A 24,730-nucleotide genomic window follows, 5' to 3' on the forward strand; every position below is an offset into this window, starting at 1 on the left:
TTACTCGGCGGCCGGGTCGTCCTACTCCTCGACCCAGCTGGCCAGCAGCCCGACGGACGCGCCGGCGTACGGCTGCAGCATCGGCGCACACCAACTGCCTAGCAAATTCAAATACGCCACAAATGACGCTTCGGCGCGGTGGGTTCAGTACTGCCGGACCACCGCGCGGGGCGCCGTACGCCATCGGGCGCGTCCGTCGGGCTGCTGGCCAGCTGGGTCGAGGAGTAGGACGACCCGGCCGCCGAGTAACACCGGACGGACCCAGTCGCCCAGTTCGATCACCTCACCGAAGCGCGGTTCGCGGTGCTGACCGTCGCGGGCATGGTCGATGGCCGAGTGGGCGTAGAGGTCATCGACGGTCATTTCACGCGGAAGTCCCTCGAGCCCGGGCAAGGTGATGAACAACCCGTCGTTGCCCGACAGGTGCAGTCCCACGGCGGCCAGCGCGCCGATCACTCCGCCGTGGGTGCCGCCGTGGCCGGACAAGTGGATGCCCGTAGTCGCGGCCACCCGGTGTGCCTGCTCGGGGCACAGGACCTCTACCTTGGCGCGACGGCCGAAGTCGACGAGCAGCGCAGCGGAGTCAATGTGGGCGGGGATGGCCACGGCCAGGCCGGGATCGGCATCGGGCGGGCAGACCCGTTCGAGAAATCGCCCGGCGAGTTCGATGAGGTCGCTTCGCACGGTGCGCGGGTCACCGCCGCGGCTACACAGGGCAAGGCAGGCGCTGGAATTGTGCGAGGTGTAGGGGATTCGGTCGTCGACGAGCAACTGGTGGCGCGTGGCGCCGGCCGCTCGCGCCAGCCCGGCCGCTTCCACCTCTCGCAACAGCGCCCGTGCCCGGCGGCCGGTTCCCGGGCTGCGCAGGTTGTCGGTGTCGTCAATGCCGATCAAGAGGTCGACGCCGGACAGGACGCTCATCAGGGATTGACCACCAGGGCGGTGACGTCGCGTACCCAGCGGTCCGTGTCGAGATCCGACCCGACGAGCTTGAGTGTGTTGCGTCTGGTGAGGTTGAGAATGACTCGCTCGGAGAGTTGGGCCGCCGTCAGCGTCTGGGCGGGGTCGCGTCCCTCCACGCGGACGGCGGTGACGCCGGTGGCGCCGGCGTCAGCAAGGACCGATGTCACCGACGGTCCGCGCTGGACCTGGGCGCCGTGGGACTGTGGCGTGTGAATCTCCAGCTGTGGAAGTTCCTTCAGCCGCGACATGCCCACGTGGGCGAGCACCGCGCCGTTTTGCCGGACGACGAGTGCCGTCGCGCCGCTGTGTGTCGCGCATCCGCCCAGCACGCCGACGACTGCCACCAGCACAGTCAGTCGGCCCGCGACGCTCGGCATACGGCCAGCTTAGATTTTCGCATTGTCGGAGCAATAGGCCTATATCGAACCGCTGCTGCGGATTAATGTGGCCGTGTGACGACTGCGCTGCGGACTGCGAGTTGGCCGGCGGCGGGTCGGCTACTGGCCCGGGAGGCCGGATTCCCCGGGCTGGCTGTGGTGGCGATAGTGGCGTCGGCCGACGTGCGGATGCCGATGGCATTGCCCGGCCACCGCGCTCTGCTGTGGCTGACCATGCTGGTGGCGACCGCTCTGGTGACCCGCGCCCGGTGCGCGGTGCTGGCGGCGGGAGCCGGCGCCACGGTGGCCACCGCGGCGCTGCAGTTGGCGCCCGGCCCGTGGGCAAGCGCACGGTACCTGGCCGCCGCGGTCCTGCTGTGCGGGGTGTCGGCTGTCGGTCGCCGGTGGCTGATCGCCGTGGCGGCCGCGCCGATTCACCTCGTCGCGCTGGCCGGCGCTGCCGTTGATGCGGACAAAGTGGTATTCCACTTGGGCTTCGGGTTCGCTGCAGGAGTGCTTGGCTGGGCCGTCGCCGCCGCGGTCGACCGCGCGGCTAGACCAATGGACGGCCGGTCCGGATCCGCCGGTCGAGGTCCCACAGCAAAACGTTGAACGGGAAATGCCGGATGACGCCCGGCATGAGGCGATTGACACCGGCCAGCGCCGCCACCAACCGGTCGAAACGCCGTTGCTTGGCGGCGTCCCACGGCAACCGCATCTCGTCGCGGAACCGTTGTGGCAGAAAGCCCGTAGTGATCAGCAGGGCGAGGCCTTCGGACAGTTGCCGCAGCGGCCGCGGCAACACGACGCCGCGAACCCGGGAGACCGCGATCGGATAGAGGTATTCGCGCACCGCGTCGTCGATGTGCACCTTGTCCAGCGATTCCTGCCAATACCGGTCGAAGGCCGCGCGGTCCTTCGGCCACATCTCCGGTGGCACCTGCAAGGTGGTGCCCATCGCCATGGCTTCTCGGTAGTGGCGCTCGGCTTGCTCGTCATCGATCTCGCCGACGAAGGTGCGGTAGATGTCGACTCCGCCCTTGTACAGGCAGGCGGCCACCCACAGCTGCAGGTCGACGTCAAAAGCGTTATAGGTCACCGGGCTTTCCGGCAGCGAATACACCTGCGCATGCGCGCGGTTGACGGCCCGACGGTAGGCGGCCTTCTGCAGGTCGGAGCCCGCGGTCGCCACCGCAAGGTAGGTGAAGGTGGTGCGCGCCCGCTTGATCGGATGCAGGTCCACCCGCCCGCTTTCCACCCGGCTTTCCATCACGCCGTAGCCCACCCCGGGCCGCGCCAGTTGCATGATGACGTTGGCGGGTCCGGCCAGTAGCGCCACGCCCATCAGTGTCTGGTCGAAATTGACCCGCTTTGCCGTCCGCGACCACCGCGGCGGGTCGGCCATCGGCCGCTCGACATGCGGAAGCGGCCGGTGCATCGTTTCCTGGCTCGTCATGGCATAACTCCCGCGTCGGCTAATTGTGGTAACACCTGTTTCCCGATATTGTCGGTACCCTGGCCTGGTGTCAAGGGTGGCTGATCAGCAGGCGGCCGACGCCGCCAGCGTGCGGCCCTACCGGGGCGTCGAGCCGGCCGAGCGGCTGGCCGCCCGCCGGCGCCAACTGCTGGCCGCCGGGCTCGATCTACTCGGCGCGGACCAACACGACAGCGCCGAGTTGACGGTGCGCGGTGTCTGCCGGCGCGCGGGATTGTCGGCGCGCTACTTCTATGAAAGCTTCGCCGACAAGGACGCATTGGTCAGCGGCGTGTTCGACTGGGTGATCGCCGAACTGGTCACCACCACCCAGGCCGCGGTGGCCGCCGTACCCCCGCCCGAACAAAGCCGGGCCGGCATGGCCAATATCGTGCGCACCGTCGCCGAGGACGCGCGCATCGGACGGCTGCTGTTCAGCACGAAGCTGGCCAACGCCGTGATCATGCGCAAGCGCGCGGAGTCCAGCGCCCTGTTCGCCATGCTCTCCGGTCAGCACGCCATGGATAGCCTGCGCGCACCGGCAAATGACCGGGTCAAAGCCGGCGCCCACTTCGCGGTCGGTGGCGTGGGGCAAACCATCAGCGCGTGGCTGGCCGGCGACGTGCGCATGGCACCCGACGAATTCGCCGATCACCTCGCGTCGCTGCTGGACGAGCTGACCAAACCCAGCCTCTACTCCAACGTCAAGGCAACAGAGGGAACTGCCACAGCCGCCGTTCGGGATCAACCAGCACCCGGGCCTGGCTGAGGCGCAACACGCGCAGCGCACCCCCGATCAGCAGACAGGCCATCGGCACTTCGATCAGCATGGCCGTGATCACCGACAGCCACGCGTCCTCGGGCCCGGCGGTCATCAGGTCGAACCAGGCGTCGCAGATCAACAGCACGCCGGTGGTGAACCCGGTCAACAGCAGTAGCAGCCGGCGCAGATAACCGAAGATCGCCGTTGCCGCCATGAACGACATCAGCAGAATATCGAAGCCGATCCAGGTGACCGGCCAGTTATGCGCGACGTACTTCTGCGGCAGCGTCGTGGCCAGGTACCCGATCCACGGGATCATGACGATGCAGCCGCCGACGATCAGACTCAGGCGGATCTTGCGCATGCGGTCGAGGGCTTGCGGGTCCTCGATTTCCTCCACGGGAAGTTCGAGCCGGGTGATCAGGTCTCGCCGCTGCTCGGGCGTCAGCGCCGCAATCTGCAGGTCGGTCAAGATGGCTTGAGTCATGCCCGTTGATTTCCCCGGCGCGCGTGGTTCTAACGGTCAGTGGGTGGCGGTCACCGCGGGTCGCCGGTCGGCCGCCGTCTTGGGCACGGCTTGGGTGTCGCTGTCGACGAATTCCTTTGTCCAACACGCAAATTCGAGGGTTATGCCGTCGGGGTCCTGGAAGTAGAAGGAGCGCACGTACACCCCTGGGTGCACGGTCGCCGAAACCTGCATCGGGCTTTCGTCGTGGTTGAGGATGGGGCCCACTCGAACACCCTTGTCTTTGAGCCGCTGGCGGTAGTCGTCGAACTTCTCGGCCGGCACGTGGAATGCGAGATGGTTCATGGTGCTCACCGCGCTGGTGATGTCACCGATGCCCGGTATGGCGCCGGGCGAGGAGACGCCCGGCACTCGGTCCGGCGCATCGGCGAACCAGAAGAAGGCCACACAGTCCCCGTTGCCGGCGTCGAAGAAGAAGTGCTGGCCGGCGCCACCGGGCAGGTCCAGCGACTTGATCAGCGGCATGCCCAGGATGTTGCTGTAGAAGTCGACGGTGGCGGCCATGTCCGAGCAGACCAGCGCGACGTGATTAATGCCGCCCAGCTCGAACTCGGTGTTGGTGTTATGCGGCTTGATCATGGCGCAACTCCCATCTGGCCAAGCAACGAATCTGAATCTAACATCAGGTTCAGTTTCAGGGGAAGGTGCGTTGTGACCACGTCGGACCGGGCGGGACGCGCGACGCCCTACCCGACGCATCGCGGGCGCCGGACCCAAGCGGCCATCGACAACGCCGCCCGGACGGTCATCGCCCGCAAGGGCATCCTGGCGACGACGATCGCCGACATCGCCGCCGAGGCAGGTCGATCGACGGCGTCGTTCTACAACTATTACGACTCCAAGGAGGCGATGGTCCGGCAGTGGGCCGTGCGCTTCCGCGACGAAGCCAACCAGCGGGCGTCGGCGGTGACCCGCCACGGCCTGACCGACCGCGAGCGCGCGCACGAAGCCGCGGCCGCGCATTGGCACACCTACCGCCACCGGTTGGCGGAGATCATCAGCGTTTCGCAGCTCGCCATGATCAACGAGGACTTCGCGCAGGACTGGGCGCAGATGTGCGCGATTCCGACCGCGTTCATCGCCGATACGGTCCGACGCGCCCAAGCCGACGGCCACTGCACCGACGACAACCCGCAACTGATCGCCGAAGCGATCGTGGCGATGTTCAACCAGTTCTGCTACATCCAGCTCAGCGGCGGCAAGGAACCTGACGACCAGGCGTGCATCCGCACGCTGGCCAACATCTACTACCGCGCTATCTTCGGAGGATCGCTGCATTGACTCCGCACACCGGCACCCCTGGCGTGACTCGCGAGTTCGTCGGACTGCCGTCGCGCACGGCCGGACGGGCCGGCGCCGGCGGGCATCCATGCCAGGGGTTGTATTACCACGAAGTGGGCCGTAAGCCGAAGGTGGCGATGATCGCCACGCATTATCAGATCGACTTCTCCGAGCACTATCTCGCCGAGTACATGGCCGCCCGCGGCGTCGGATTCCTAGGTTGGAACACCAGGTTCCGTGGCTTCGAATCCAGCTTCCTGCTCGACCACGCGCTGGTCGACATCGGCGTCGGGCTGCAATGGTTGCGCGACACCCAAGGAGTCGAAGTTGTTGTGCTACTCGGCAATTCCGGGGGCGGGTCGTTGATGGCCGCCTACCAGTCCCAGGCTGTGGAGCCCAATGTCACTGCGCTGGGAGGCATGCGGCCCGCGGCCGGGCTGACCGAGCTACCCGCGGCGGACGGCTATGTGGCCACCGCGGCTCATCCCGGTCGCCCGGAAGTCCTGACGGCCTGGATGGACGCCGCCGTGCTCGACGAGAACGACCCGATCGCCAGCGACCCCGACCTCGACCTGTTCGACGAGCGTAACGGGCCGCCGTATGCACCGGATTTCCTGCGCCGCTATCGCGCCGCGCAGACCGCCCGCAACCACGCCATCACCGAGTGGGCCGAGGCGGAGCTCAAACGCGTTCGCGCGGCAGGGTTTTCTGACCGGCCGTTCACGGTGATGCGGACGTGGGCCGATCCCCGCATGGTCGACCCCACCATCGAGCCGACCAAACGGCAACCCAACATGTGCTACGCGGGCACCCCGGTGCGGGCCAACCGCTCCGCCCGGGGTATCGCTGCGGCATGCACGCTGCGCAATTGGCTGGGCATGTGGAGCTTGCGGACGGCACAGACCCGGGCACAGCCGCATCTGAACCGCATCACCTGCCCCGCGCTGGTCGTCAACGCCGAAGCCGATACCGGCGTGTTCCCGTCCGACGCGCAACGCATCTACGACGCCCTGGCCGGCACCGACAAGGTTCAGGCCACGATCGACAGCGACCACTACTTCACCACGCCAGGGGCGCGCAGCGAACAAGCCGACCTCATCGCCAACTGGATCGACCAACGGTGGCGCTGACCGTCCTCGCCCACTTCGTGCCCGGCGCCCAAGTGCTCGATTTCGTTGCGCCGCACTCAGATTGGCTGAACATCCGCTGGTGCGCCGAGGAGGACGACGCCACGTTCTACCGCGAGCTGCCCGAGGCGGACGTGATCTGGCATGTGCTGCGGCCGGTATCGGGGACCGATCTGCGCCGCGGCGCTCGCCTGCGGCTGGTGCACAAGCTGGGCGCGGGGGTCAACACCATCGACGTCGACACCGCCACCGAATGCGGTATCGCGGTGGCGAACATGCCGGGCGCCAACGCCCCGTCGGTGGCGGAGGGCACCGTGCTGCTGATGCTGGCCGCGTTGCGTCGGCTGCCGCAGCTGGATCGCGCCGTTCGCCAAGGCCGGGGTTGGCCCGCGGACCCACAGCTGGGCGAGACCGTGCGCGACATCGGCGGCTGCACCGTCGGTCTGGTCGGCTACGGCAACATCGCCAAGCGCGTGGAAGGCATCCTCGCCGCGATGGGCGCCACGGTGCTGCACACCAGCACCCGCGACGACGGGCACCCCACCTGGCGGCCGCTGCCCGAATTGCTGACCACCAGCGACATCCTCTCGCTGCACCTGCCGTTGACGACCCGCAGCCGTCACCTGCTCGACGCCGCAGCGCTGGCGCGAATGAAACCGACTGCGGTACTGGTGAATACGTCGCGCGGAGCGATCGTCGACGAGGCGGCGCTGGTCGACGCGCTGCGCGCTGGCCGCCTGGCCGCCGCCGGGTTGGACGTATTCGACGTCGAACCGGTCAGTCCCGACAACCCGCTGCTCGACCTGCCCAATGTGGTGCTGACGCCGCACGTCACCTGGTACACCGCCGACACGATGCGGCGCTACCTGACCGAGGCCGTGGCGAACTGCCGCCGGCTGCGCGAGGGCCAGCGGCTAGCCAACGTAGTCAACCAACCGGCCGGTTTGTAGTTTGGAAGGTGCTGGGCTCAACGGCGCCGAAAGCATGGGAAGGCGAACAATGCCGATCGCAATAAGTCCTGAGCATCAAGACCTGGCGGAATCGGTGCGGTCCCTGGTGGCGCGGGTGGCGCCGTCGGAGGTGCTGCACGCCGCCTTGGAAACAACACTGGAGACTCCGGTGGACAACCCGCCGCCGTACTGGCGAGCCGCAGCTGACCAAGGCCTGCCGGGCGTGCACCTCGCCGAGTCGGTCGGCGGTCAAGGTTTCGGCATCTTGGAGCTCGCCGTGGTCCTCGCCGAGTTCGGATACGGTGCTGTGCCCGGGCCGTTCGTACCGTCGGCGATTGCCAGCGCGCTGATCGCCGCGCACGATCCCGAAGCCAAGGTGCTCGCCGAGCTGGCCTCGGGTGCCGCGATCGCCGCCTACGCGCTGGACTCCACTCTCACCGCCACCCGCCACGGTGATGCGCTGGTAATTCGCGGTGAGGTGCGTGCGGTTCCGGCGGCGGCGCAGGCCTCCGTGCTGGTGTTGCCGGTGGCCATCGACAGCGGCGAGGAATGGGTGGTGTTGCGCGCCGAGGAACTCGAGATCGAACCGGTCCGCAGTCTCGATCCGCTGCGGCCGGTGGCCCACGTCCGGGTCAACGCCGTCGAGGTCGGTGACGATGCGCTGTTGAGCAACCTGAGCATGGCGACCGCGCACGCGTTGATGACCACGTTGCTTTCAGCGGAGGCCATCGGCGTGGCGCGCTGGGCGACCGACACGGCCTCGGAATACGCCAAGATCCGGGAACAGTTCGGCCGGCCGATCGGCCAGTTCCAAGCCATCAAGCACAAGTGCGCGGAGATGGTCGCCGACACCGAGCGCGCCACCGCCGCCGTGTGGGACGCCGCCCGCGCGATCGACGAGCAATCCGGCTTCGAATTCGCCGCAGCGGTGGCCGCAACGCTGGCTCCGGCCGCCGCACAGCGCTGCACGCAGGACTGCATCCAGGTGCACGGCGGGATCGGCTTCACCTGGGAGCATGACACCAACGTCTATTACCGCCGGGCGTTGATGCTGGCCGCGAGTTTCGGACGGGCCTCGGAATATCCGCAGCGCGTGGTGGATCTGGCGACCACCAGCGGGATGCGCCCGGTCAACATCGACTTGGACCCGGAGACCGAGAAGCTGCGCGAGGAGATCCGGGCCGAGGTCACCGCCCTGAAAGACATGAGCGACCGGGAAGCACGCAAGGTCGCGATCGCCGAAGCCGGGTGGGTGCTGCCGTATCTGCCCAAGCCGTGGGGCCGGGCATCCAACCCGGTCGAGCAGGTCATCATCGCCCAGGAGTTCACCTCCGGCCGGGTCAAGCGGCCCCAGGTGGGCATCGCGGCGTGGATCATCCCGTCGATCGTCGCGTTCGGCACCGACGAGCAGCAGCAGCGGTTCCTGCCGCCGACCTTCCGCGGCGAAATGATCTGGTGTCAGCTGTTTTCCGAGCCGGGCGCCGGGTCGGACCTGGCGGGCTTGTCGACCAAGGCCACCAAGGTCGACGGCGGCTGGCGCATCACCGGCCAGAAGATCTGGACCACCGCGGCGCAGTATTCCCAGTGGGGCGCGTTGCTGGCCCGAACCGACCCCAACGCGCCGAAACACAACGGCATCACTTACTTCTTGCTGGACATGAAAAGCGAAGGCGTGCAGGTGAAGCCGCTACGCGAGCTCACCGGTCACGAGATGTTCAACACCGTCTACATCGACGACGTCTTCGTGCCCGACGACTGCGTCCTGGGTGAGGTGAACCGGGGCTGGGAGGTCAGCCGCAACACCTTGACCGCAGAGCGGGTGTCGATCGGCAGCAGCGAGGCCAACTTCCTGGCCACCTTGGCCGAGTTCGTCGAGTTCGTCCGGGACGGCCAATTCGACCAGGTGGCCCGGCACCGCGCCGGCCAGTTGATCGCCGAGGGCCATGCCGCCAAGCTGCTGAACCTGCGCTCCACCCTGCTGACGATTGCCGGCGGTGACGCCATGCCCTCGGCGGCGATCTCCAAGCTGCTGTCCATGCGGACCGGTCAGGGCTATGCCGAATTCGCGGTGGCGTCCTTCGGCACCGACGCCGCGATCGGCGACACCGACGAGTTGCCGGGCAAGTGGGGTGAGTACCTGCTGGCCAGCCGTGCGACGACGATCTATGGCGGCACCTCGGAGGTGCAACTGAACATCATCGCCGAACGGCTGCTCGGCCTGCCGCGCGATCCGTGACGGATCGGGACTACTCGGCCTTCTCGCTCTCCTTGTCGGCCTTGTCGTCCTGGTCGTCCTTCTTGTCGGCTCCGTCCGCCTTGGCCTTGTCGTCCTTCTTGTCGGCCCCGTCCTTGGCCTTGCCGCCGCCTCCGTCGGCCTTCGACTTGCTGTCGGACTTACCCTTGCCGCCCTTACCACCGCTGCTGCCGCCGCTGCCGGAGTCCTCCGGATCCATCTCGCGCAGTTCGCGCTTGAGGATCTTGCCGGTGGGGTTGCGCGGCAGCTCGTCGAGGAATATCACTTCGCGGGGCACCTTGTACCGGGCCAGGTGATCGCGGACATAGTGCTTGAGGGTGTCCTCGTCGAGGTCGGCATTGCCCTTCTTGACCACGAACGCCCGCAGCCGGTGACCCCACTCCTTGTCCTCGACCCCGATGGCGGTGGCCTCCTCCACGTCCGGGTGCCCGTTGAGCAGGTCCTCGACCTCGGCCGGGAAGACGTTCTCGCCGCCGGAGACGATCATCTCGTCGTCGCGGCCGCTGATGTAGAGCAGCCCGTCGTCACCGAAGTAGCCCACGTCACCGGAGGACAGCAGACCGTCGATGATCTGCTTCTTGCCACCGCCGGTGTAGCCCTCGAACGGAAAGGCGTTGCCGACGAAGATCCGCCCGATCTCGCCCTGCGGCAGTTCCTTGCCGTTGTCGTCGTAGATCTTGACCTTCACACCCTTGACGACGGGACCCACCGTCGACGAGTTGTGTTGCAGGTGCTTGGGTTCGGCGATGGTGGCGAAGGCGATCTCGGTCGAGCCGTACATGTTGTAGATCACCGGGCCGAGGTCCTTGAGCGCGCGTTCGGCGAGGTCGGCGCCCAGCGCCGATCCGGAGACGAAGACGATCTTCAGGGTGGACAGGTCGGGCTTCTTGTCCATCTTCTCGATCGCATCGAGGATTCGGGACAGCATCACCGGCACCACCACCATGGCGGTGACCTTGTGCTTCTCGATGTCTTCGAGGACCAGCGGCGGCTTGAACTTGCGCCGCAGCACCAGCGTCGAGCCCAGGAACATCGCGATGGTGCCATGCAGGAAGCCCAGGGCATGGAACATCGGTGCGGGCAGCGAGGTCACCTCGTTGGCCTTGAACGGGACGTGCGACAGGATGCCGCCGACCGGCGCCAGCGTGGGTGGGGTGCTGCGGTTGGCACCCTTCGGGGTGCCGGTGGTACCGCTGGTCAGAATGATGATCGACGCATGCCTGCTGGCCTTGGGCGCCGGTTCGTTGCTGCTGCGTTCGATCAGGTCGGCCAGCGTCTCGTCCTCGCTGCCCGAGGACTCGTCACTGTCCGGGTTGGTGCCCAGAGCGCGCAGCTTGCCCAGCTCCGGCTCGGCTTTCTGCACCGCCTTGGTGTACTCGTCGTCGTAGATGATCAGTTTGGCGTCCTCGCGTTCGGAGACCTCCTTGATCTGCGGACCGGAGAACTCGCTGTTGAGCAGGATGATGCGAGCACCCACCCGGGCGGCGCCGAAGTAGGCGATCAAGAACCAGCGACTGTTACGGGCCAGGATGGCCACCCCGTCGCCGCCCTTGACGCCTTTTTCGATCAGGCCGTTGGCCACGGCGTGCGCGGCCTCGTCGAGCTCTTTGAAGCTGAATTCGCCGTCGTCGTCAATGCACGCCGCCCGGTCCGGGTGGCGCCGGGCGTTGAGCGACGGCAGCATGCCGAACTCGCCCCACTTACGGATCTCGACAGCCATGGCCGCGTAATTTTGCGGCGGCTCGAGCCGGAACGCGCCCGACTCGAAGATTTTCCGCACGTAGTGCAGTTCGGCTGCGCCGCGTTCGACGTACTGCTGAATCTTGGAGACAGCTTGACCGGGCAGCCCAGGCAGGTCACTGAGGTTAGGCATGACTTCACCATATGTGACGGGCGTCGCACTGCTGTCAAGAAGCTCCCCCGAATTACAGTGGACTTCCATGGCCCGCCCGGTGTCGTTCGAGATTGCTGGGCGTGAGGTCGCCATCACCCACCCGGACAAGGTGATCTTCCCGGACCGCGACGACAGGCCTGGCATCACCAAGCTGGACCTGGTCCGCTACTACCTCGCCGTGGCCGACGGGGCGTTGCGGGGCGTGGCCGGACGGCCGATGATCCTGAAACGCTTCGTCAAGGGCATCTCGGTGGAGGCGGTGTTTCAGAAGCGGGCGCCGGCGAACCGGCCCGAGTGGGTGGACGTCGCCGAACTGCACTACGCCTCCGGCACGTCGGCCGCCGAGGCGGTGATCCACGACGCCGCCGGACTGGCCTGGGTGATCAACCTGGGTTGCGTCGACCTCAACCCCCATCCGGTGCTGGCGGGCGACCTCGATCATCCCGACGAGCTGCGGGTCGACCTTGACCCCATGCCCGGCGTGGACTGGCAGCGAATCCTCGACGTCGCGCTGGTGACCCGCGAGGTGCTCGAAGATTACGGATTGGTCCCCTGGCCGAAGACATCCGGATCCCGAGGGTTTCACGTTTACGCCCGCATCGCGCCGCGGTGGCCGTTCAAGCAGGTGCGGCTGGCCGCCCAGACGATCGCGCGCGAGGTGGAACGCCGCGCGCCCGAACTGGCCACCAGCCGGTGGTGGAAGGAAGAGCGCGAGGGCGTCTTCGTCGATTTCAACCAGAACGCGAAGGACCGCACCGTCGCATCGGCCTACTCGGTACGGGCCACTCCGGACGCGCGGGTGTCCACGCCGCTGCGCTGGGCCGAAGTGCCCGCCTGCCGGCCCCAAGACTGGACCATCGACACGGTGCCGGGCCGATTCGCCGAATCCGGGGACCCGTGGGCGGGCATGGACGACGCGGTCGGCGGCCTGGATCGGCTGCTGGAGCTGGCCGAGGAAATGGGTCCACCGGAGAAGGCGCCGAAGGGATCCCGCAAGTCCGCCGACGGTCGTCGCCAGTCGTCGATGCCGCTCATCGAGGTCGCCCGGACCAAGACCAAGGACGAGGCGATGGCCGCGTTGGACGTCTGGCGTGAGCGTCATCCCGCCGCGGCCGAACGTTTAGAGCCGGTCGACGTGTTGGTCGACGGCATGCGTGGACCCAGCTCGATCTGGTACCGGATCCGGATCAACTTGCAGCACGTACCGGCCGAGCAGCGGCCGCCGCAAGAGGAGCTGATCGCCGACTACAGCCCTTGGAAACGGGAAGAGCGGGGCGACCAGCCGAAGCCCCGGCCAAGTAACTGACCACTTCGTAAAACACGCGATACTCTCACGCTGTGCAACAGGGATGGAGTCGGCGGGGATTCTTGCACGTCGCCGGGGCTGCAGGACTGCTCGCAACGGGCGCCGTTGGGTCCGGATGCTCCAAACCGAAACCGCCGCCGGGCACCGCGGGGGGCGGGGCGGTCACGATCACGCACCTGTTCGGCGAGACCGTCGTCAAGGAGCCACCCAAGCGGGTGGTCAGCGCCGGTTACACCGAGCAGGACGACTTGCTGGCCGTCGGCGTGGTGCCGATCGCGGTGACCAACTGGTTCGGCGACCAACCGTTCGCGGTGTGGCCGTGGGCGCAACCCAAACTGGGCGCGGCCCAACCGGCTGTGCTCAACCTGGACAACGGAATTGCCGTCGACCAGATCGCCGGATTGAAGCCCGATCTGATCGTGGCCATCAACGCCGGCTTGGACGCCGACACCTATCAGAAACTCTCAGCCATTGCCCCGACGCTGGCTCAGTCCGGCGACGACGCGTTCTTCGAGCCGTGGAAGGAGCAGGCCACCGCCGTCGGCCAAGCGGTGTTCCAGGCCGACCAGATGAAAGCGCTGATCGGCGCCGTCGACCAGAGATTCACCGATATCGCCGCGAAAAGCCCGCAGTGGAAGGGTAAGAAGGCGTTGCTGCTGCAGGGCAGGTTGTGGCAAGGCGGCGTCGTCGCGACCCCGGGTGGCTGGCGCACCGACTTCCTCAACCAGATGGGTCTGGTCGTCGCCGACAGCATCAAGCCCTTCGTCGCCTCCAACCGCGCGGTCATCCCGCGTGACCAGATCAAGCCGGTGCTCGATTCGGCCGACGTGGTGATCTGGACGACCGAGAGTCCCGAAGACCAGCAGGCGTTGCTGGCCGACCCGGAAGTGGCGGGCGCGCAGGCCACCGCGCAGAACCGGCACATCTTCACCACCAAGGACTTGGCCGGCGCGATCGCCTTCAGTTCGCCGCTGAGTTATCCCGTGGTCGCCGATCAACTGCCCCCGCAGATCGGCAAAATCCTGGGCTGAGTGAGCTTTCGTTAAGGCAGCTCTGGCAGTGCTCGAAGATTCCTGGCGGCGCCGCCGAATCCGGCGTTACTTTGAGAAGTATGAGTGTGACGGATTTCTCCACGGAGCCCGCCCTGGCGTGTGACGTCCTCGACTATGGCGACCGCGCGCTCATGTTGCAATGCTTAAGCACCACAGCGGTTTTGGCTTGGACCGATGCGTTGCGCGCCGCCGCGCTGCCCGGCGTGGTGGACATTGTCCCCGCCTCGCAGACCGTGCTGGTCAAGCTGGCCGAGCCGCGCCACCAAGGCGTCACCCGGCAGCGGATCCGCAAAATGCGGGTGGCGCCGCCCGACGGGCTGACCGACGACAACGACGAAATAGTCATCGACGTCATCTACGACGGGCCGGATCTGGCTGAGGTCGCCGAGCACACCGGATTGACCACCGCGCAAGTGATCAACGCGCACACCGCAACCCGGTGGCGAGTGGGGTTCAGCGGTTTCGCCCCCGGCTTTGCTTACCTGGTCGACGGTGACCCCCGGCTGCGGGTCCCGCGCCGCACCGAACCGCGCACGTCGGTGCCGGCCGGGTCGGTTGCCCTGGCCGGCGAATTCAGTGCGGTGTACCCGCGCAAATCCCCCGGCGGTTGGCAGATCATCGGCCATACCGAGGCGGTTCTCTGGGACATCGATCGGTCCCAACCGGCGTTGCTTATGCCGGCCATGTGGGTGCAGTTCCGCGCTGCGTGAGGAGGTTCACCGTGACAACGCTGGAAATCTTGCGCAGCGGGCCGATGGCCATCGTCCAAGATCTGGGACGACCCGGCCTCGCGCACCTTGGTGTCGGCCGGTCCGGGGCCGCCGATCGGCGCTCACACACCCTGGCCAACCGGCTGGTCGCCAATCCCGACGACCGGGCCACCGTGGAAGTGATGCTGGGCGGTTTTGCCGCCCGGGTCCGCGGCGGCGACGCGGACATCGCCGTGACGGGCGCGGACGCCAGTCCGACGGTCGACGGAAATATGTTTGGCAACAACAGCATTCACCATGTCCGCGACGGCCAGGTGATCTCACTGAGCACCCCGCGCGCCGGCTTGCGAACGTATCTGGCGGTGCGCGGCGGCATCTGCGTCAAGCCGGTGCTCGGCTCCCGCAGCTACGACGTGATGTCGGCGATCGGACCCTCACCCCTGCGGGACGGAGACCTGCTGCCGGTCGGAGATCACACCGCCGAGTACCCCGAACTCGACCAAGCCCCGGTCGCCGCCATTCCCGACGACGTGGTCGAGTTGCTGGTGGTCCCCGGACCGCGCGACGACTGGTTCGTCGAACCCGACGCGCTGGTTCACACCGTCTGGGTGGCCTCCGATCGCAGCGACCGGGTGGGCATGCGACTGCAGGGCCGCCCGCTGCAATACCGTAACCCCGACCGGCAGCTACCGAGTGAGGGCGTCACCCGTGGCGCAATTCAGGTGCCGCCCAACGGGTTACCGGTCATACTGGGTCCCGACCACCCGCTCACCGGCGGCTATCCGGTCATCGGTGTGGTGATCGACGAGGACATCGACAAGGTGGCGCAGGTCCGGCCCGGCCAGCACGTACAACTGCACTGGGCGAGGCCTCGCCGAACGTCCCAGTGGTGAAGCCGACACCCGCGATGGCCTCTAGCCAGGTCCACACCGCCCGCCTGGTCCACACCGCCGATCTCGACCACGACACACGTCGACGCACCCGCGAGATGGTCACCGCGGCGTTTGCCGGTGACTTCGGTGAAAACGACTGGGAACACGCGCTTGGCGGAATGCACGCGCTGATCTGGCATCACGGCGCGATCATCGCCCACGCCGCGGTGGTGCAACGTCGGCTCATCTATCGCGGCCAAGCGCTGCGCTGCGGTTACGTCGAAGGCGTTGCGGTGCGGGAAGACTGGCGCGGGCAGGGTCTGGTGAGGGCGTTGCTGGACGGCGCCGAGCAGGTGATGCGCGGCGCGTATCAACTCGGTGCGCTCAGCTCTTCGGCTCGGGCACGCAACCTCTATGCCGCACGCGGCTGGTTGCCCTGGCGCGGCCCCACCTCGGCGCTTTCCCCCACCGGCGCCATCCGCACCCCTGAGGACGACGGATCGATATTCGTGTTTCCGGTCGACGTCGAGCTGGACACCTCGGCGGAGCTGATGTGCGACTGGCGCGCGGGCGACGTGTGGTGATCACAGGGCCTGATCACAGGGCCTGATCACAGGGCCTGTGCGGCGCAGTGATCGGAAATTCACGCCCGGGTCACTGCGGGAAGCGCGCGGGCAACATCGAATTCCTAGCGTGATCGGCATCGCCGGTGACGATAGGAGTTCGACGAATGTTTTTCCGCGGCCGCTCACATGTGCTGTCCAACTGGGACCCCGAGGACGTGACGGCGTGGGAAGCCGGCAACAAAGACATCGCCCGCCGCAACCTCATCTGGTCGGTCGCCGCCGAGCACATCGGGTTTTCGGTGTGGTCCATCTGGTCGGTGATGGTGCTGTTCATGCCGACGTCGGTATACGGCTTCTCCGCGGGCGACAAGTTCCTGCTCGGGGCCACCGCAACACTGGTCGGCGGCTGCCTACGGTTCCCGTACACCTTCGCCACCGCGAAGTTCGGCGGCCGCAACTGGACCGTGTTCTCCGCACTCGTGCTGCTGATACCCACCGTCGGAACCATGTTCCTGCTCGCCAACCCCGGGTTGCCACTGTGGCCCTATCTGCTGTGCGCCGCGCTGGCCGGCTTCGGTGGCGGCAACTTCGCCTCCTCGATGACCAATATCAACGCCTTTTACCCGCAGCGGCTCAAAGGATGGGCGTTGGCACTCAACGCCGGGGGCGGCAACCTCGGGGTGCCGGTGGTCCAGATTGTGGGATTGTTGGTCATTGCCACAGTCGGTGACCGCCAGCCCTATTGGGTGTGTGCGGTGTACCTGGTGCTGCTGGCCATCGCGGCCGTCGGCGCCGCGCTGTATATGGACAACTTGGAGCAGTACCGCATCGAGTTGCGCACCATGCGTGCGGTGCTCAAAGAGCCACACACGTGGGTGATCTCACTGCTCTACATCGGCACCTTCGGCTCGTTCATCGGGTTCTCGTTCGCGTTCGGCCAGGTGTTGCAAATCAACTTCATCGCCGGCCACCAGAGCGCGGCACAGGCTTCGTTGCACGCCGCTCAAATCGCCTTCCTCGGGCCGTTGTTGGGCTCGCTGTCCCGCGTCTACGGTGGACGGCTCGCCGACCGCGTCGGCGGCGGCCGCATCACCCTCGCTGCGTTCTGCGCGATGATCATGGCCGCCGGGATCCTGGTCGCCGCAAGCACTTTCGGTGATCACGTATCCGGGCCCGTCCCCGCCACCACCATGGCTGGCTACGTGGCCGGGTTTGTGGCGCTGTTCATCTTGTCCGGCATCGGCAATGGCTCGGTCTACAAAATGATTCCGTCGATCTTCGAGGCCCGCAGTCATTCGTTGCCCCTTGCCGAGACGGAACGGCAGCAGTGGTCACGATCAATGTCCGGCGCGCTGATCGGTCTGGCGGGAGCTATCGGCGCGCTGGGTGGTGTCGGCGTCAATCTTGCACTGCGGCAGTCCTATTTGAGCAGTGGCACAGCGACCGCCGCGTTCTGGGCATTCGTCCTGTTCTACCTGGGCGCTTCGGTGCTGACCTGGGCCGTCTACGTGCGGCGGCCATTGACCGCAACCGCGCCCGTCACGCCGGAGAGCGCCACCGGACTGGCCTACGTCTGATGCGGTGCCCTCAGGGAGTTACCAGAGAACTAGAAACCAACTTACAGCCGATAAACGCCCAATTGAGTTGACTGCCTTGGCTCCTCGATGTGAGCATCAACTGACGCGGCGGCCAATGTCTCTTGCTCGTGACGAGTGAGCGTCCGCTCAGCGACGTCCACGAAAGGTAGTCCCCCAATGCGCCGCGACCATCGTCTGGCTATGTTCGATCCCGAAGACACAGCGGCCTGGACGGCGGGCAACAACAAGGTCGCTCGCCGGAACTTGCTGTGCACGATGGCGGGTGATCACGTGGCCTTCTCCGTCTGGACGCTGTGGCCGGTGATGGCGTTGTTCATGCCGTCATCGGTTTACGGTTTCTCCGCGAGTGACAAGTTGCTGCTCGGTGCGGTGGCCACACTGGTGGGTGGCGCCGCCCGCATCCCGTACACGTTGGGAATCGCCAAGTTCGGTGGCCGGGACTGGACGATGTTCTCGGCGTTCGTGTTGCTGATTCCGACCGTGGCCACCATCGTGCTGTTGGCCAACCCGGGACTGCCGCTGTGGCCGTATGTGCTGTGCGCGGCCATGACTGGGCTTGGCGGCGGCAACTACGCGGCGTCCCTGGCCAACGTCAACGCGTTCTATCCCCAGCGGCTCAAAGGCGCAGCGTTGGCGATCAACGCCGGTGTCGCCAATCTCGGTGTCGCGGTGATCCAATTGGTCGGCTTGCTGGTTTTGGCCACCGCCGGACACGAAGCGCCGTATTGGGTCTGCGCAATCTACTTGGTGCTGTTGACCGTCGTCGGTATTGCGGCCGCACTGTTCATGGACAACTTGGAGCATGGTATCGAGGTCGGGCACCTGCGATCGATCCTGTTCGACCGTGACACCTGGGTGATTTCGCTGTTGTACATCTGCACCTTTGGATCGTGGATCGGTTTCTCGTTCGCCTTCGGGCAGGTGCTGGAGGTGAATTTCTCCTCCAAAGGGGAGAGCGCCAAGCACGCCTCCCTGCATGCGGCGCAGATCGCGTTCGTCGGACCACTTCTGGGGTCGCTGGCGCGGATCTACGGCGGACGGCTGGGTGACCGATTGGGCGGTAGCCGCGTGACCTTGGGCGTCCTCACCGGCATGATCGCCGGCGCCGGGCTTCTGGTGGCGCTCAGCACATACGGTGACCGACACGCGGGCACCACACCGATCACACTGGTCGGCTCCATCGTCGGTTTCATCGTCTTGTTCATCTTGGCCGGCATGGGCAATGGATCGGTGTTCAAGCTGATTCCGTCGGTTTTCGAAGCACGCAGCCGGTCTTTGCAGCTGGGCGAGACCGAACGTCGCCGTTGGTCGCGGGCGATGGCGGGTTCGCTGATCGGGATCTGCTCGGCGGTCGGCGCACTCGGTGGCGTGGGCATCAATCTGGCGCTGCGGGAGTCCTACTTGCGCAGCGGGACCGAAACGGGCGCATATTGGGTGTTCTTGACTTCCTACCTGGTTGCGGCGCTCCTCACCTGGGTGCTGTACGTGCGCCGGCCGAACTCCGCCTCACTGGTCCGCGCAACGCAGCCTGCGACGGACCTGACGCGAGTGTGACTAACACCCCACCGTGGGCAATGCGTAAGCAATTGCGCGGTAATGCATCTGAAACGTGTCAGGCATAAACAAGTAATATGGCCCAGTCAAACTCTGCGCCACTGACCGGTTACCGGATTGCAGTGACTTCAGCGCGTCGCGCCGAGGAGTTGTGCGCACTGCTGCGCCGCCAGGGCGCCGAGGTGTGCAGCGCCCCAGCGATCTGCATGATCGCCCTGCCCGACGACGACGAACTACACGCCAACACCGAGGCGTTGATCGCCGATCCACCCGACATTCTCGTCGCCCACACCGGCATCGGTTTCCGCGGCTGGGTCGCCGCCGCCGAAGGCTGGGGTCTGGCCGGCCCATTGCTCGACTCCTTGGCCTCGGCCCGAGTGGTGTCGCGGGGCCCCAAAGCGACCGGCGCGCTGCGCGCGGCCGGGTTGCGGGAGGAGTGGTCGCCGGAGTCCGAATCCTCGCACGAGGTGCTGGAATACCTGCTGGAGTCGGGAGTGGCCGGCAAGCGCATCGCCGTCCAGCTGCACGGCGCGACAGACGCCTGGGACCCGGCTCCGGAATTCCTCACCGGCTTGCGCTCGGCGGGTGCGGAGGTGGTGGCGATCCGGGTGTACCGATGGAAGCCAACCCCGTTGGGCGGCGACTTCGACCAGTTGGTGACCGGGATCGCGCGGCGGCAATTCGACGCGGTCAGTTTCACGTCGGCGCCGGCCGCGGCGGCGATGCTGGAACGGGGCCGCGAGTTGGACATCGAGGAACAACTGGTGGAGGCGCTGCGCACGGGGGTGCACGCGATGTGCGTCGGTCCGGTGACGTCGCGACCGCTGATCCGAAAGGGCATCCCCACCTCGGCGCCGGAACGGATGCGGTTGGGCGCCTTGGCTCGCCATATAGCCGAGGAACTCCCGCTGCTGGGCTCGTGCAGCGTGAAGGCCGCCGGTCACCTGATCGACATCCGCGGAACATGTGTGCTGGTCGACGGGTCGGTCAAGACGGTATCGGGTTCTGGCATGGCGATTCTGCGCGCGCTGGCGCAGCGCCCCGGTGACGTCGTTGGCCGCAACGATCTGTTGCGGGTGCTGCCGGGCAACGGCAACGACACGCACGCGGTGGACACGGCAGTGCTGCGGTTACGCGCCGCGTTGGGTGACAAGAACATCATCGCGACGGTGGTCAAGCGTGGTTACCGATTAGCCATCGACGCACATCTGGATGAGGAGTCACACGTCTGATGACCTTGGTCTTGGCAGCGCACGGCACCCGCAGAGCCTCCGGTGTCGCGATGATCGGCGACCTCGCCACCCGAGTGAGCGAGTTGATGAGCCGCCCGGTGCGCGTGGCCTTCGTCGATGTGTTGGGGCCCACACCCAGTGAAGTCCTCGGCGAGCTGGCAACACACCATCCGGGACCGGCCGTGGTGGTACCGGCGTTCTTGTCGCGCGGCTACCACGTCCGCACCGACTTGCCCGAGCACATCGCAGTCAGCGGGCATCCCGATGTCACCGTCACCCCCGCACTGGGGCCGAGTTCCGACATCGCCCGAATCCTCCATCAGCAACTGGTTCAATTCGGTTGGCAGCCTGGCGATTCGGTGATCTTGGCAGCGGCGGGCACCTCAGACCCGCTGGCGCGCAACGACCTTCACACCACCGCAGAGCTGCTGTCCGCGCTGACCGGAACGCCGGTGGCATTGGGCTTCGCGGCCACCGGCTCGCCCAGTGTGCGGCAAGCCGTCGCCGCCGCTCGCCGCCACGGCACACACCGGGTGGTGGTCGCCTCCTACTTGTTGGCCGACGGCCTTTTCCAACAACGGCTGCACACCTCCGGCGCCGACCTGGTCACCGAGCCGCTGGGCACCCATCCGGGGCTGCCACAGTTGATCGCCAACCGGTTTCGCCGGGCCGCGGCGCATCGATCCACCGCCCGCCGGCCGGTTCGTCGACCGAATTGTGTCGAGCACAACGGATTGCTGCACTGGCGGGCCCCTACCAGCGGCGCTTGATCTTTGCCGGACATCCGGGTATTCCTGGCACCATGGCCCGCAAGGAAGAGCCCTCGCGAGGATTTCTCGACGATGTAGCGAAAATGCTGCGTTTGCCGTTCGGCACACCGGAATTCATCGACCGCATCGTCACCGGCAGTGTGAACCAGGTGGGGCGCCGGACGCTGTACCTGCTCATCACCACCTGGGATGCCGCAGGCGGCGGTCCCTTCGCGGCCAGCGCGATCGCCTCCACCGGGTTGGCCAAGACCGCCGAAATTGTTCAATCGATGTTCATCGGGCCGATCTTCAATCCGCTGTTGAAAATGCTGGGCGCCGACAAGGTCGCCGTTCGGGCGTCGTTATGCGCCTCTCAGCTCGTCGGCCTGGGCATCATGCGGTACGGGGTGCGCTCAGAGCCGCTGCACTCGATGTCGGTGGAAGCGGTCGTCGATGCGATCGGCCCGACGATGCAGCGCTATCTCGTCGGCAAGATCGACTAGGCCGGAGGTCGGCCTAGGCGGCCACCCGGGCCACCTGGATGTGGCCCTCCGGCGTGACACGCGCGGGATACACCGGAACCGACACGCGTGGGTCGTCGAGGCAGGACCCGTCGTCCAGGGCGAAAGCTTGTTTGAGGATTGGCGACTGCACCGTGGCGCGCCCGCCGCGGTCACCGACGATGCCGCGGGACAGCACCGCCGCACCGGAGAACGGGTCGACGTTGCCGACGGCGTGCACCGAGCCGTCGTCCAGCCGGAACAGGGCGGCCTGGGTGCCGTCGTCCAGCAAGACCCCCACGCCACGCCCGGGAATGAGGTGGTCGTAGTCGCAGGCGGTGGTCCACACCTGAATGTCGTTGAGAAGTGTCATGATTCCTCCCTAATCAATGCAATGCTCAAGAACGAACTTGGGGAATGCCAATGGGCACAGGGACTTTGCGCCCGGATCGCTCGGTGAAAGTCACGGTCGGGTCGACGGCATCGGGGGCGTTGACGAAGGACACGAACCGTGACAGCTTGTCCGGGTCGTCCAGCACGCCCTTCCACTCGCACTGGTAATTGGCCACATGCCGTTCCATCGCGGCCTCGAATTCTTCGGCCAAGCCCAGTGAGTCGTCGCAGACGACCTCGCGCACGTGGTCGAGCCCCAGCGATTCCACCCACGGCGCGGTGCGCTGCAGCCGATCGGCCGTGCGGATGTAGTACATGAGGAACCGGTCGATGTAACGGGTCAGCGTCTCGGTGTCGAGGTCGCTGGCCAGCAGCTGGGCATGCTTGGGCGTCATCCCGCCGTTGCCGCCGACGTAGAGGTTCCAGCCCTTTTCGGTGGCGATCACGCCGACGTCCTTGCCGCGCGCCTCGGCGCACTCCCGCGCGCACCCGGAAACACCCAGCTTGATCTTGTGCGGTGCCCGCAGGCCCCGATAGCGCATCTCCAAGTCGATGGCCAGCTGCACCGAATCCTGTTGCCCGTAGCGGCACCAGTCGCTGCCCACGCAGCTTTTCACGGTGCGCAGCGCCTTACCGTACGCATGGCCGGATTCCATGCCGCCGTCGACCAACCGCTGCCAGATGGCCGGCAATTGGTCCACTCGCGCGCCGAACATGTCGATGCGCTGCCCGCCGGTGATCTTGGTGTACAGCCCGAATTCCTGGGCGATCTCGCCGATCAGAATCAGATGCTCCGGCTTGATGTCACCGCCCGGCACCCGGGGCACCACCGAGTAGCTGCCATTGCGCTGGATGTTGGCCAGGAAGTGATCGTTGGAGTCCTGCAGTGCGGCTTGCTCGCCCTCCAGGATGTGCTCGGAACCGGTGGACGCGAGGATGGACGCGACGACGGGTTTGCAGATGTCGCAACCTTTTCCGCGACCAAAGCGCTGCAGCAGACCGGAGAAGGTGCGGATCTCGGTGGCCGAGATGATCTCGAACAGCTCGGCCCTGGACTGGCTGAAGTGCTCGCACAGCGCCTTGGACTGTTCGACGCCCTCGGCTTCCAGCAGCTGTTTGAGCAGCGGCACGCACGACCCGCAGGAAGTACCGGCCGCCGTGCACGACTTGAGCGAGGGCACGTCGCCGCAGCCGTCGGCGATCGCGCACTTCAAATCACCCTTGGTGACGTTGTTGCAGGAACAGATCTGCGCCGCATCGGGCAACGCCCCAACACCCAGAGCACCGGCGCCGTCGCCGGATTGCGCAGGAGCGATGAGAGTCAACGGATCTCCGGGCAGCTCGCTGCCGACCATGGGGCGCAACACCCCGTAGGAGGAGGCGTCACCGACCAGCACACCGCCGAGCAGGGTCTTGGCGTCGTCGGAGAGCACCAGTTTGGCGTAGGTGCGGTTGACGGCGTCGTTGATGGCCACTTCGAGGCAGTTCTCGGTAGTGCCCATCGCATCACCGAAGCTGGCGACGTCGACACCCAACAGCTTGAGCTTGGTCGACAGGTCGGCCTCACCGAATTCGGCCACACCGTCGAGCAGGCGGTCGGCGACCACTTCGGCGCTGGTGTACCCGGGTCCGACCAGGCCATAGCACCGGCCGTCGATCGCGGCGACCTCGCCGATCGCGAAGATTGCGGGATCGCTGGTCTGGCAAGCCAAGTCGGTAAGGACACCACCGCGCTGGGCGATTGCCAGGTCCGCAGTGCGTGCCAATTCGTCGCGCGGGCGGACGCCGGCGGCGAAGATGACGACGCCCGCGTTGATCACCTCGCCGTCGCTGAGGCGCACCCGCAGCGCCCCGGAATCCTGAACCGATTCAATGGCTTCGGTGCCCGTGCCGACGTGCACATTGATGCCGAGCTCGGAGATCATCCGGGCCAGCAACGCGCCGCCGGCCTCGTCGATCTGCTGGGCCATCAAGCGCGGCATCATCTCGACCACGTGGGTGGGCAACCCGAACTGCCGCAGGGCATTCGCGGCCTCCAAGCCCAGCAGGCCTCCGCCGATGACGACCCCGCCGGCGCCCCGGCCGGCTTGCACCGCGCGCTGCGCGCCGGCACGGATGGCGTCGAGATCGTCCAGGGTGCGGTAGACGTGGCACCCGGGCAAGTCGTGACCCGGCACCGGCGGGACGAACGCGTAGGACCCGGTGGCCAGCACCAATGCGTCATAGTCGTACCGCTGACCGTCGGCGGTGACGACCTTCTTTGCGGTCCGGTCGATTTCGACGACCCGAGTGTTGAGGAGCAAGCGCACCTGCGGGTCACCGGTGTAGTCGTTGCCGGGCAGCGCCAGCAGGGCGCGGTCCCAGGATTCGGTGTAGGACGTCAGGCCGACACGGTCATAGGCGGCGTCGGCTTCCTCGGCGAGCACGGTGATCTGCCAGCGCCCGTCGGTGTCGCGGGCACGTAGTGCCTCGACGAAGCGGTGACCCACCATGCCGTGCCCGATCACGACGACGCGGCGAACCGCTTCCGGCGTGCGGGAAGTTCCGGCTGAAGGCATGCAGACGAGACTACGAACGCGATGTTGCCGG

At 66.6% G+C, this 24,730-nt stretch carries 23 protein-coding genes and 1 pseudogene; 16 read left to right on the forward strand and 8 right to left on the reverse strand.

What is annotated here, in order from left to right:
* Nucleotides 1-144: 144 nt before the first annotated feature.
* Both A9W95_RS08975 and A9W95_RS08980 read right to left on the reverse strand, forming a co-directional pair.
* A complete protein-coding gene (locus A9W95_RS08975; protein ID WP_067411012.1) occupies nt 145-921 on the reverse strand; it encodes a hypothetical protein in 777 nt (258 codons plus the stop codon).
* Nucleotides 921-1,310, reverse strand: coding sequence for a hypothetical protein (locus A9W95_RS08980; RefSeq protein ID WP_067411094.1), 390 nt, complete (start codon nt 1,308-1,310; stop codon nt 921-923). Before A9W95_RS08980 ends, A9W95_RS08975 begins: the two co-directional genes overlap by 1 nt.
* Before the next feature lie 105 nt (nt 1,311-1,415).
* On the opposite strand from A9W95_RS08980, the gene A9W95_RS08985 reads away from it, so the two are divergent.
* Nucleotides 1,416-1,952: a hypothetical protein gene (locus tag A9W95_RS08985; RefSeq protein WP_253851598.1), complete on the forward strand. Its 537-nt coding sequence runs from the start codon at nt 1,416-1,418 to the stop codon at nt 1,950-1,952.
* Here the strand turns inward: A9W95_RS08985 and A9W95_RS08990 are convergent.
* On the reverse strand, nt 1,894-2,796 hold the full coding sequence (locus A9W95_RS08990) for an oxygenase MpaB family protein (protein WP_067411014.1): 903 nt from the start codon (nt 2,794-2,796) through the stop codon (nt 1,894-1,896). The genes A9W95_RS08985 and A9W95_RS08990 overlap by 59 nt on opposite strands.
* Before the next feature lie 76 nt (nt 2,797-2,872).
* Here A9W95_RS08990 and A9W95_RS08995 point away from each other — a divergent pair, with 76 nt between their 5' ends.
* Nucleotides 2,873-3,583: a TetR/AcrR family transcriptional regulator gene (locus A9W95_RS08995; protein ID WP_067411018.1), complete on the forward strand. Its 711-nt coding sequence runs from the start codon at nt 2,873-2,875 to the stop codon at nt 3,581-3,583.
* Here the strand turns inward: A9W95_RS08995 and A9W95_RS09000 are convergent.
* Together A9W95_RS09000 and A9W95_RS09005 are read right to left on the reverse strand one after the other, a co-directional pair.
* Nucleotides 3,519-4,064: a hypothetical protein gene (locus A9W95_RS09000; protein WP_067411021.1), complete on the reverse strand. Its 546-nt coding sequence runs from the start codon at nt 4,062-4,064 to the stop codon at nt 3,519-3,521. The genes A9W95_RS08995 and A9W95_RS09000 overlap by 65 nt on opposite strands.
* 36 nt (nt 4,065-4,100) lie before the next feature.
* Nucleotides 4,101-4,682, reverse strand: a complete 582-nt coding sequence (locus A9W95_RS09005) for a VOC family protein (RefSeq protein WP_067411022.1) — start codon at nt 4,680-4,682, stop codon at nt 4,101-4,103.
* A gap of 72 nt (nt 4,683-4,754) precedes the next feature.
* Between A9W95_RS09005 and A9W95_RS09010 the strand changes: the two genes are divergently transcribed.
* The 4 genes from A9W95_RS09010 to A9W95_RS09025 are packed head-to-tail and all read left to right on the forward strand — an operon-like array spanning nt 4,755 to nt 9,697.
* A complete protein-coding gene (locus A9W95_RS09010) occupies nt 4,755-5,384 on the forward strand; it encodes a TetR/AcrR family transcriptional regulator (RefSeq protein WP_067411025.1) in 630 nt (209 codons plus the stop codon).
* Complete coding sequence (locus tag A9W95_RS27860; protein ID WP_253851599.1) at nt 5,381-6,514, forward strand: lysophospholipase; 1,134 nt, start codon at nt 5,381-5,383, stop codon at nt 6,512-6,514. Before A9W95_RS09010 ends, A9W95_RS27860 begins: the two co-directional genes overlap by 4 nt.
* Entirely contained in the window at nt 6,511-7,461 is a 951-nt protein-coding gene (locus A9W95_RS09020; RefSeq protein WP_067411099.1) for an NAD(P)-dependent oxidoreductase, read from the forward strand. Before A9W95_RS27860 ends, A9W95_RS09020 begins: the two co-directional genes overlap by 4 nt.
* Nucleotides 7,462-7,510: 49 nt before the next feature.
* Nucleotides 7,511-9,697 carry an acyl-CoA dehydrogenase gene (locus tag A9W95_RS09025; protein ID WP_067411030.1) on the forward strand — a complete coding sequence of 729 codons (2,187 nt, stop codon included), beginning with the start codon at nt 7,511-7,513 and terminating at the stop codon, nt 9,695-9,697.
* 214 nt (nt 9,698-9,911) lie between these two features.
* Here the strand turns inward: A9W95_RS09025 and fadD2 are convergent.
* Nucleotides 9,912-11,588 (reverse strand): annotated as a pseudogene (gene fadD2, locus A9W95_RS09030) (long-chain-fatty-acid--CoA ligase FadD2); the annotation flags it as partial.
* A 67-nt stretch (nt 11,589-11,655) separates the two neighbouring features.
* On the opposite strand from fadD2, the gene A9W95_RS09035 reads away from it, so the two are divergent.
* From A9W95_RS09035 to A9W95_RS09080, 10 genes are all read left to right on the forward strand, one after another.
* Nucleotides 11,656-12,915 (forward strand): DNA polymerase domain-containing protein, encoded by a 1,260-nt coding sequence (locus tag A9W95_RS09035; protein ID WP_067411033.1) that lies wholly within the window; start codon nt 11,656-11,658, stop codon nt 12,913-12,915.
* 32 nt (nt 12,916-12,947) lie between these two features.
* Nucleotides 12,948-13,946, forward strand: coding sequence for an ABC transporter substrate-binding protein (locus A9W95_RS09040; protein WP_067411035.1), 999 nt, complete (start codon nt 12,948-12,950; stop codon nt 13,944-13,946).
* Nucleotides 13,947-14,026: 80 nt separating this feature from the next.
* Nucleotides 14,027-14,677, forward strand: a complete 651-nt coding sequence (locus A9W95_RS09045) for an allophanate hydrolase subunit 1 (protein ID WP_067411038.1) — start codon at nt 14,027-14,029, stop codon at nt 14,675-14,677.
* A gap of 11 nt (nt 14,678-14,688) precedes the next feature.
* A complete protein-coding gene (locus A9W95_RS09050; protein ID WP_082982984.1) occupies nt 14,689-15,570 on the forward strand; it encodes a 5-oxoprolinase/urea amidolyase family protein in 882 nt (293 codons plus the stop codon).
* Nucleotides 15,571-15,584: 14 nt separating this feature from the next.
* The gene (locus A9W95_RS09055) at nt 15,585-16,133 is read left to right on the forward strand and encodes a GNAT family N-acetyltransferase (protein ID WP_067411041.1); all 549 of its coding nucleotides are present in this window, start codon (nt 15,585-15,587) and stop codon (nt 16,131-16,133) included.
* A gap of 146 nt (nt 16,134-16,279) precedes the next feature.
* A complete protein-coding gene (locus A9W95_RS09060) occupies nt 16,280-17,692 on the forward strand; it encodes a NarK/NasA family nitrate transporter (protein WP_067411044.1) in 1,413 nt (470 codons plus the stop codon).
* A gap of 177 nt (nt 17,693-17,869) precedes the next feature.
* A complete protein-coding gene (locus A9W95_RS09065) occupies nt 17,870-19,267 on the forward strand; it encodes an MFS transporter (RefSeq protein WP_067411047.1) in 1,398 nt (465 codons plus the stop codon).
* Between the two features lie 77 nt (nt 19,268-19,344).
* Nucleotides 19,345-20,499 carry a uroporphyrinogen-III synthase gene (locus A9W95_RS09070; protein ID WP_067411049.1) on the forward strand — a complete coding sequence of 385 codons (1,155 nt, stop codon included), beginning with the start codon at nt 19,345-19,347 and terminating at the stop codon, nt 20,497-20,499.
* Nucleotides 20,499-21,269 carry a sirohydrochlorin chelatase gene (locus A9W95_RS09075; protein WP_067411052.1) on the forward strand — a complete coding sequence of 257 codons (771 nt, stop codon included), beginning with the start codon at nt 20,499-20,501 and terminating at the stop codon, nt 21,267-21,269. Before A9W95_RS09070 ends, A9W95_RS09075 begins: the two co-directional genes overlap by 1 nt.
* A 32-nt stretch (nt 21,270-21,301) precedes the next feature.
* Complete coding sequence (locus A9W95_RS09080; protein WP_067411054.1) at nt 21,302-21,751, forward strand: hypothetical protein; 450 nt, start codon at nt 21,302-21,304, stop codon at nt 21,749-21,751.
* A 13-nt stretch (nt 21,752-21,764) separates the two neighbouring features.
* Here the strand turns inward: A9W95_RS09080 and nirD are convergent, their stop codons facing one another.
* Entirely contained in the window at nt 21,765-22,121 is a 357-nt protein-coding gene (nirD, locus tag A9W95_RS09085) for a nitrite reductase small subunit NirD (RefSeq protein ID WP_067411057.1), read from the reverse strand.
* A 25-nt stretch (nt 22,122-22,146) separates the two neighbouring features.
* The gene (nirB, locus tag A9W95_RS09090) at nt 22,147-24,699 is read right to left on the reverse strand and encodes a nitrite reductase large subunit NirB (RefSeq protein WP_082982983.1); all 2,553 of its coding nucleotides are present in this window, start codon (nt 24,697-24,699) and stop codon (nt 22,147-22,149) included.
* Nucleotides 24,700-24,730: the final 31 nt, after the last annotated feature.

Source organism: Mycobacterium sp. 1423905.2, from assembly GCF_001673155.1.
Taxonomy (GTDB): Bacteria; Actinomycetota; Actinomycetes; order Mycobacteriales; family Mycobacteriaceae; genus Mycobacterium.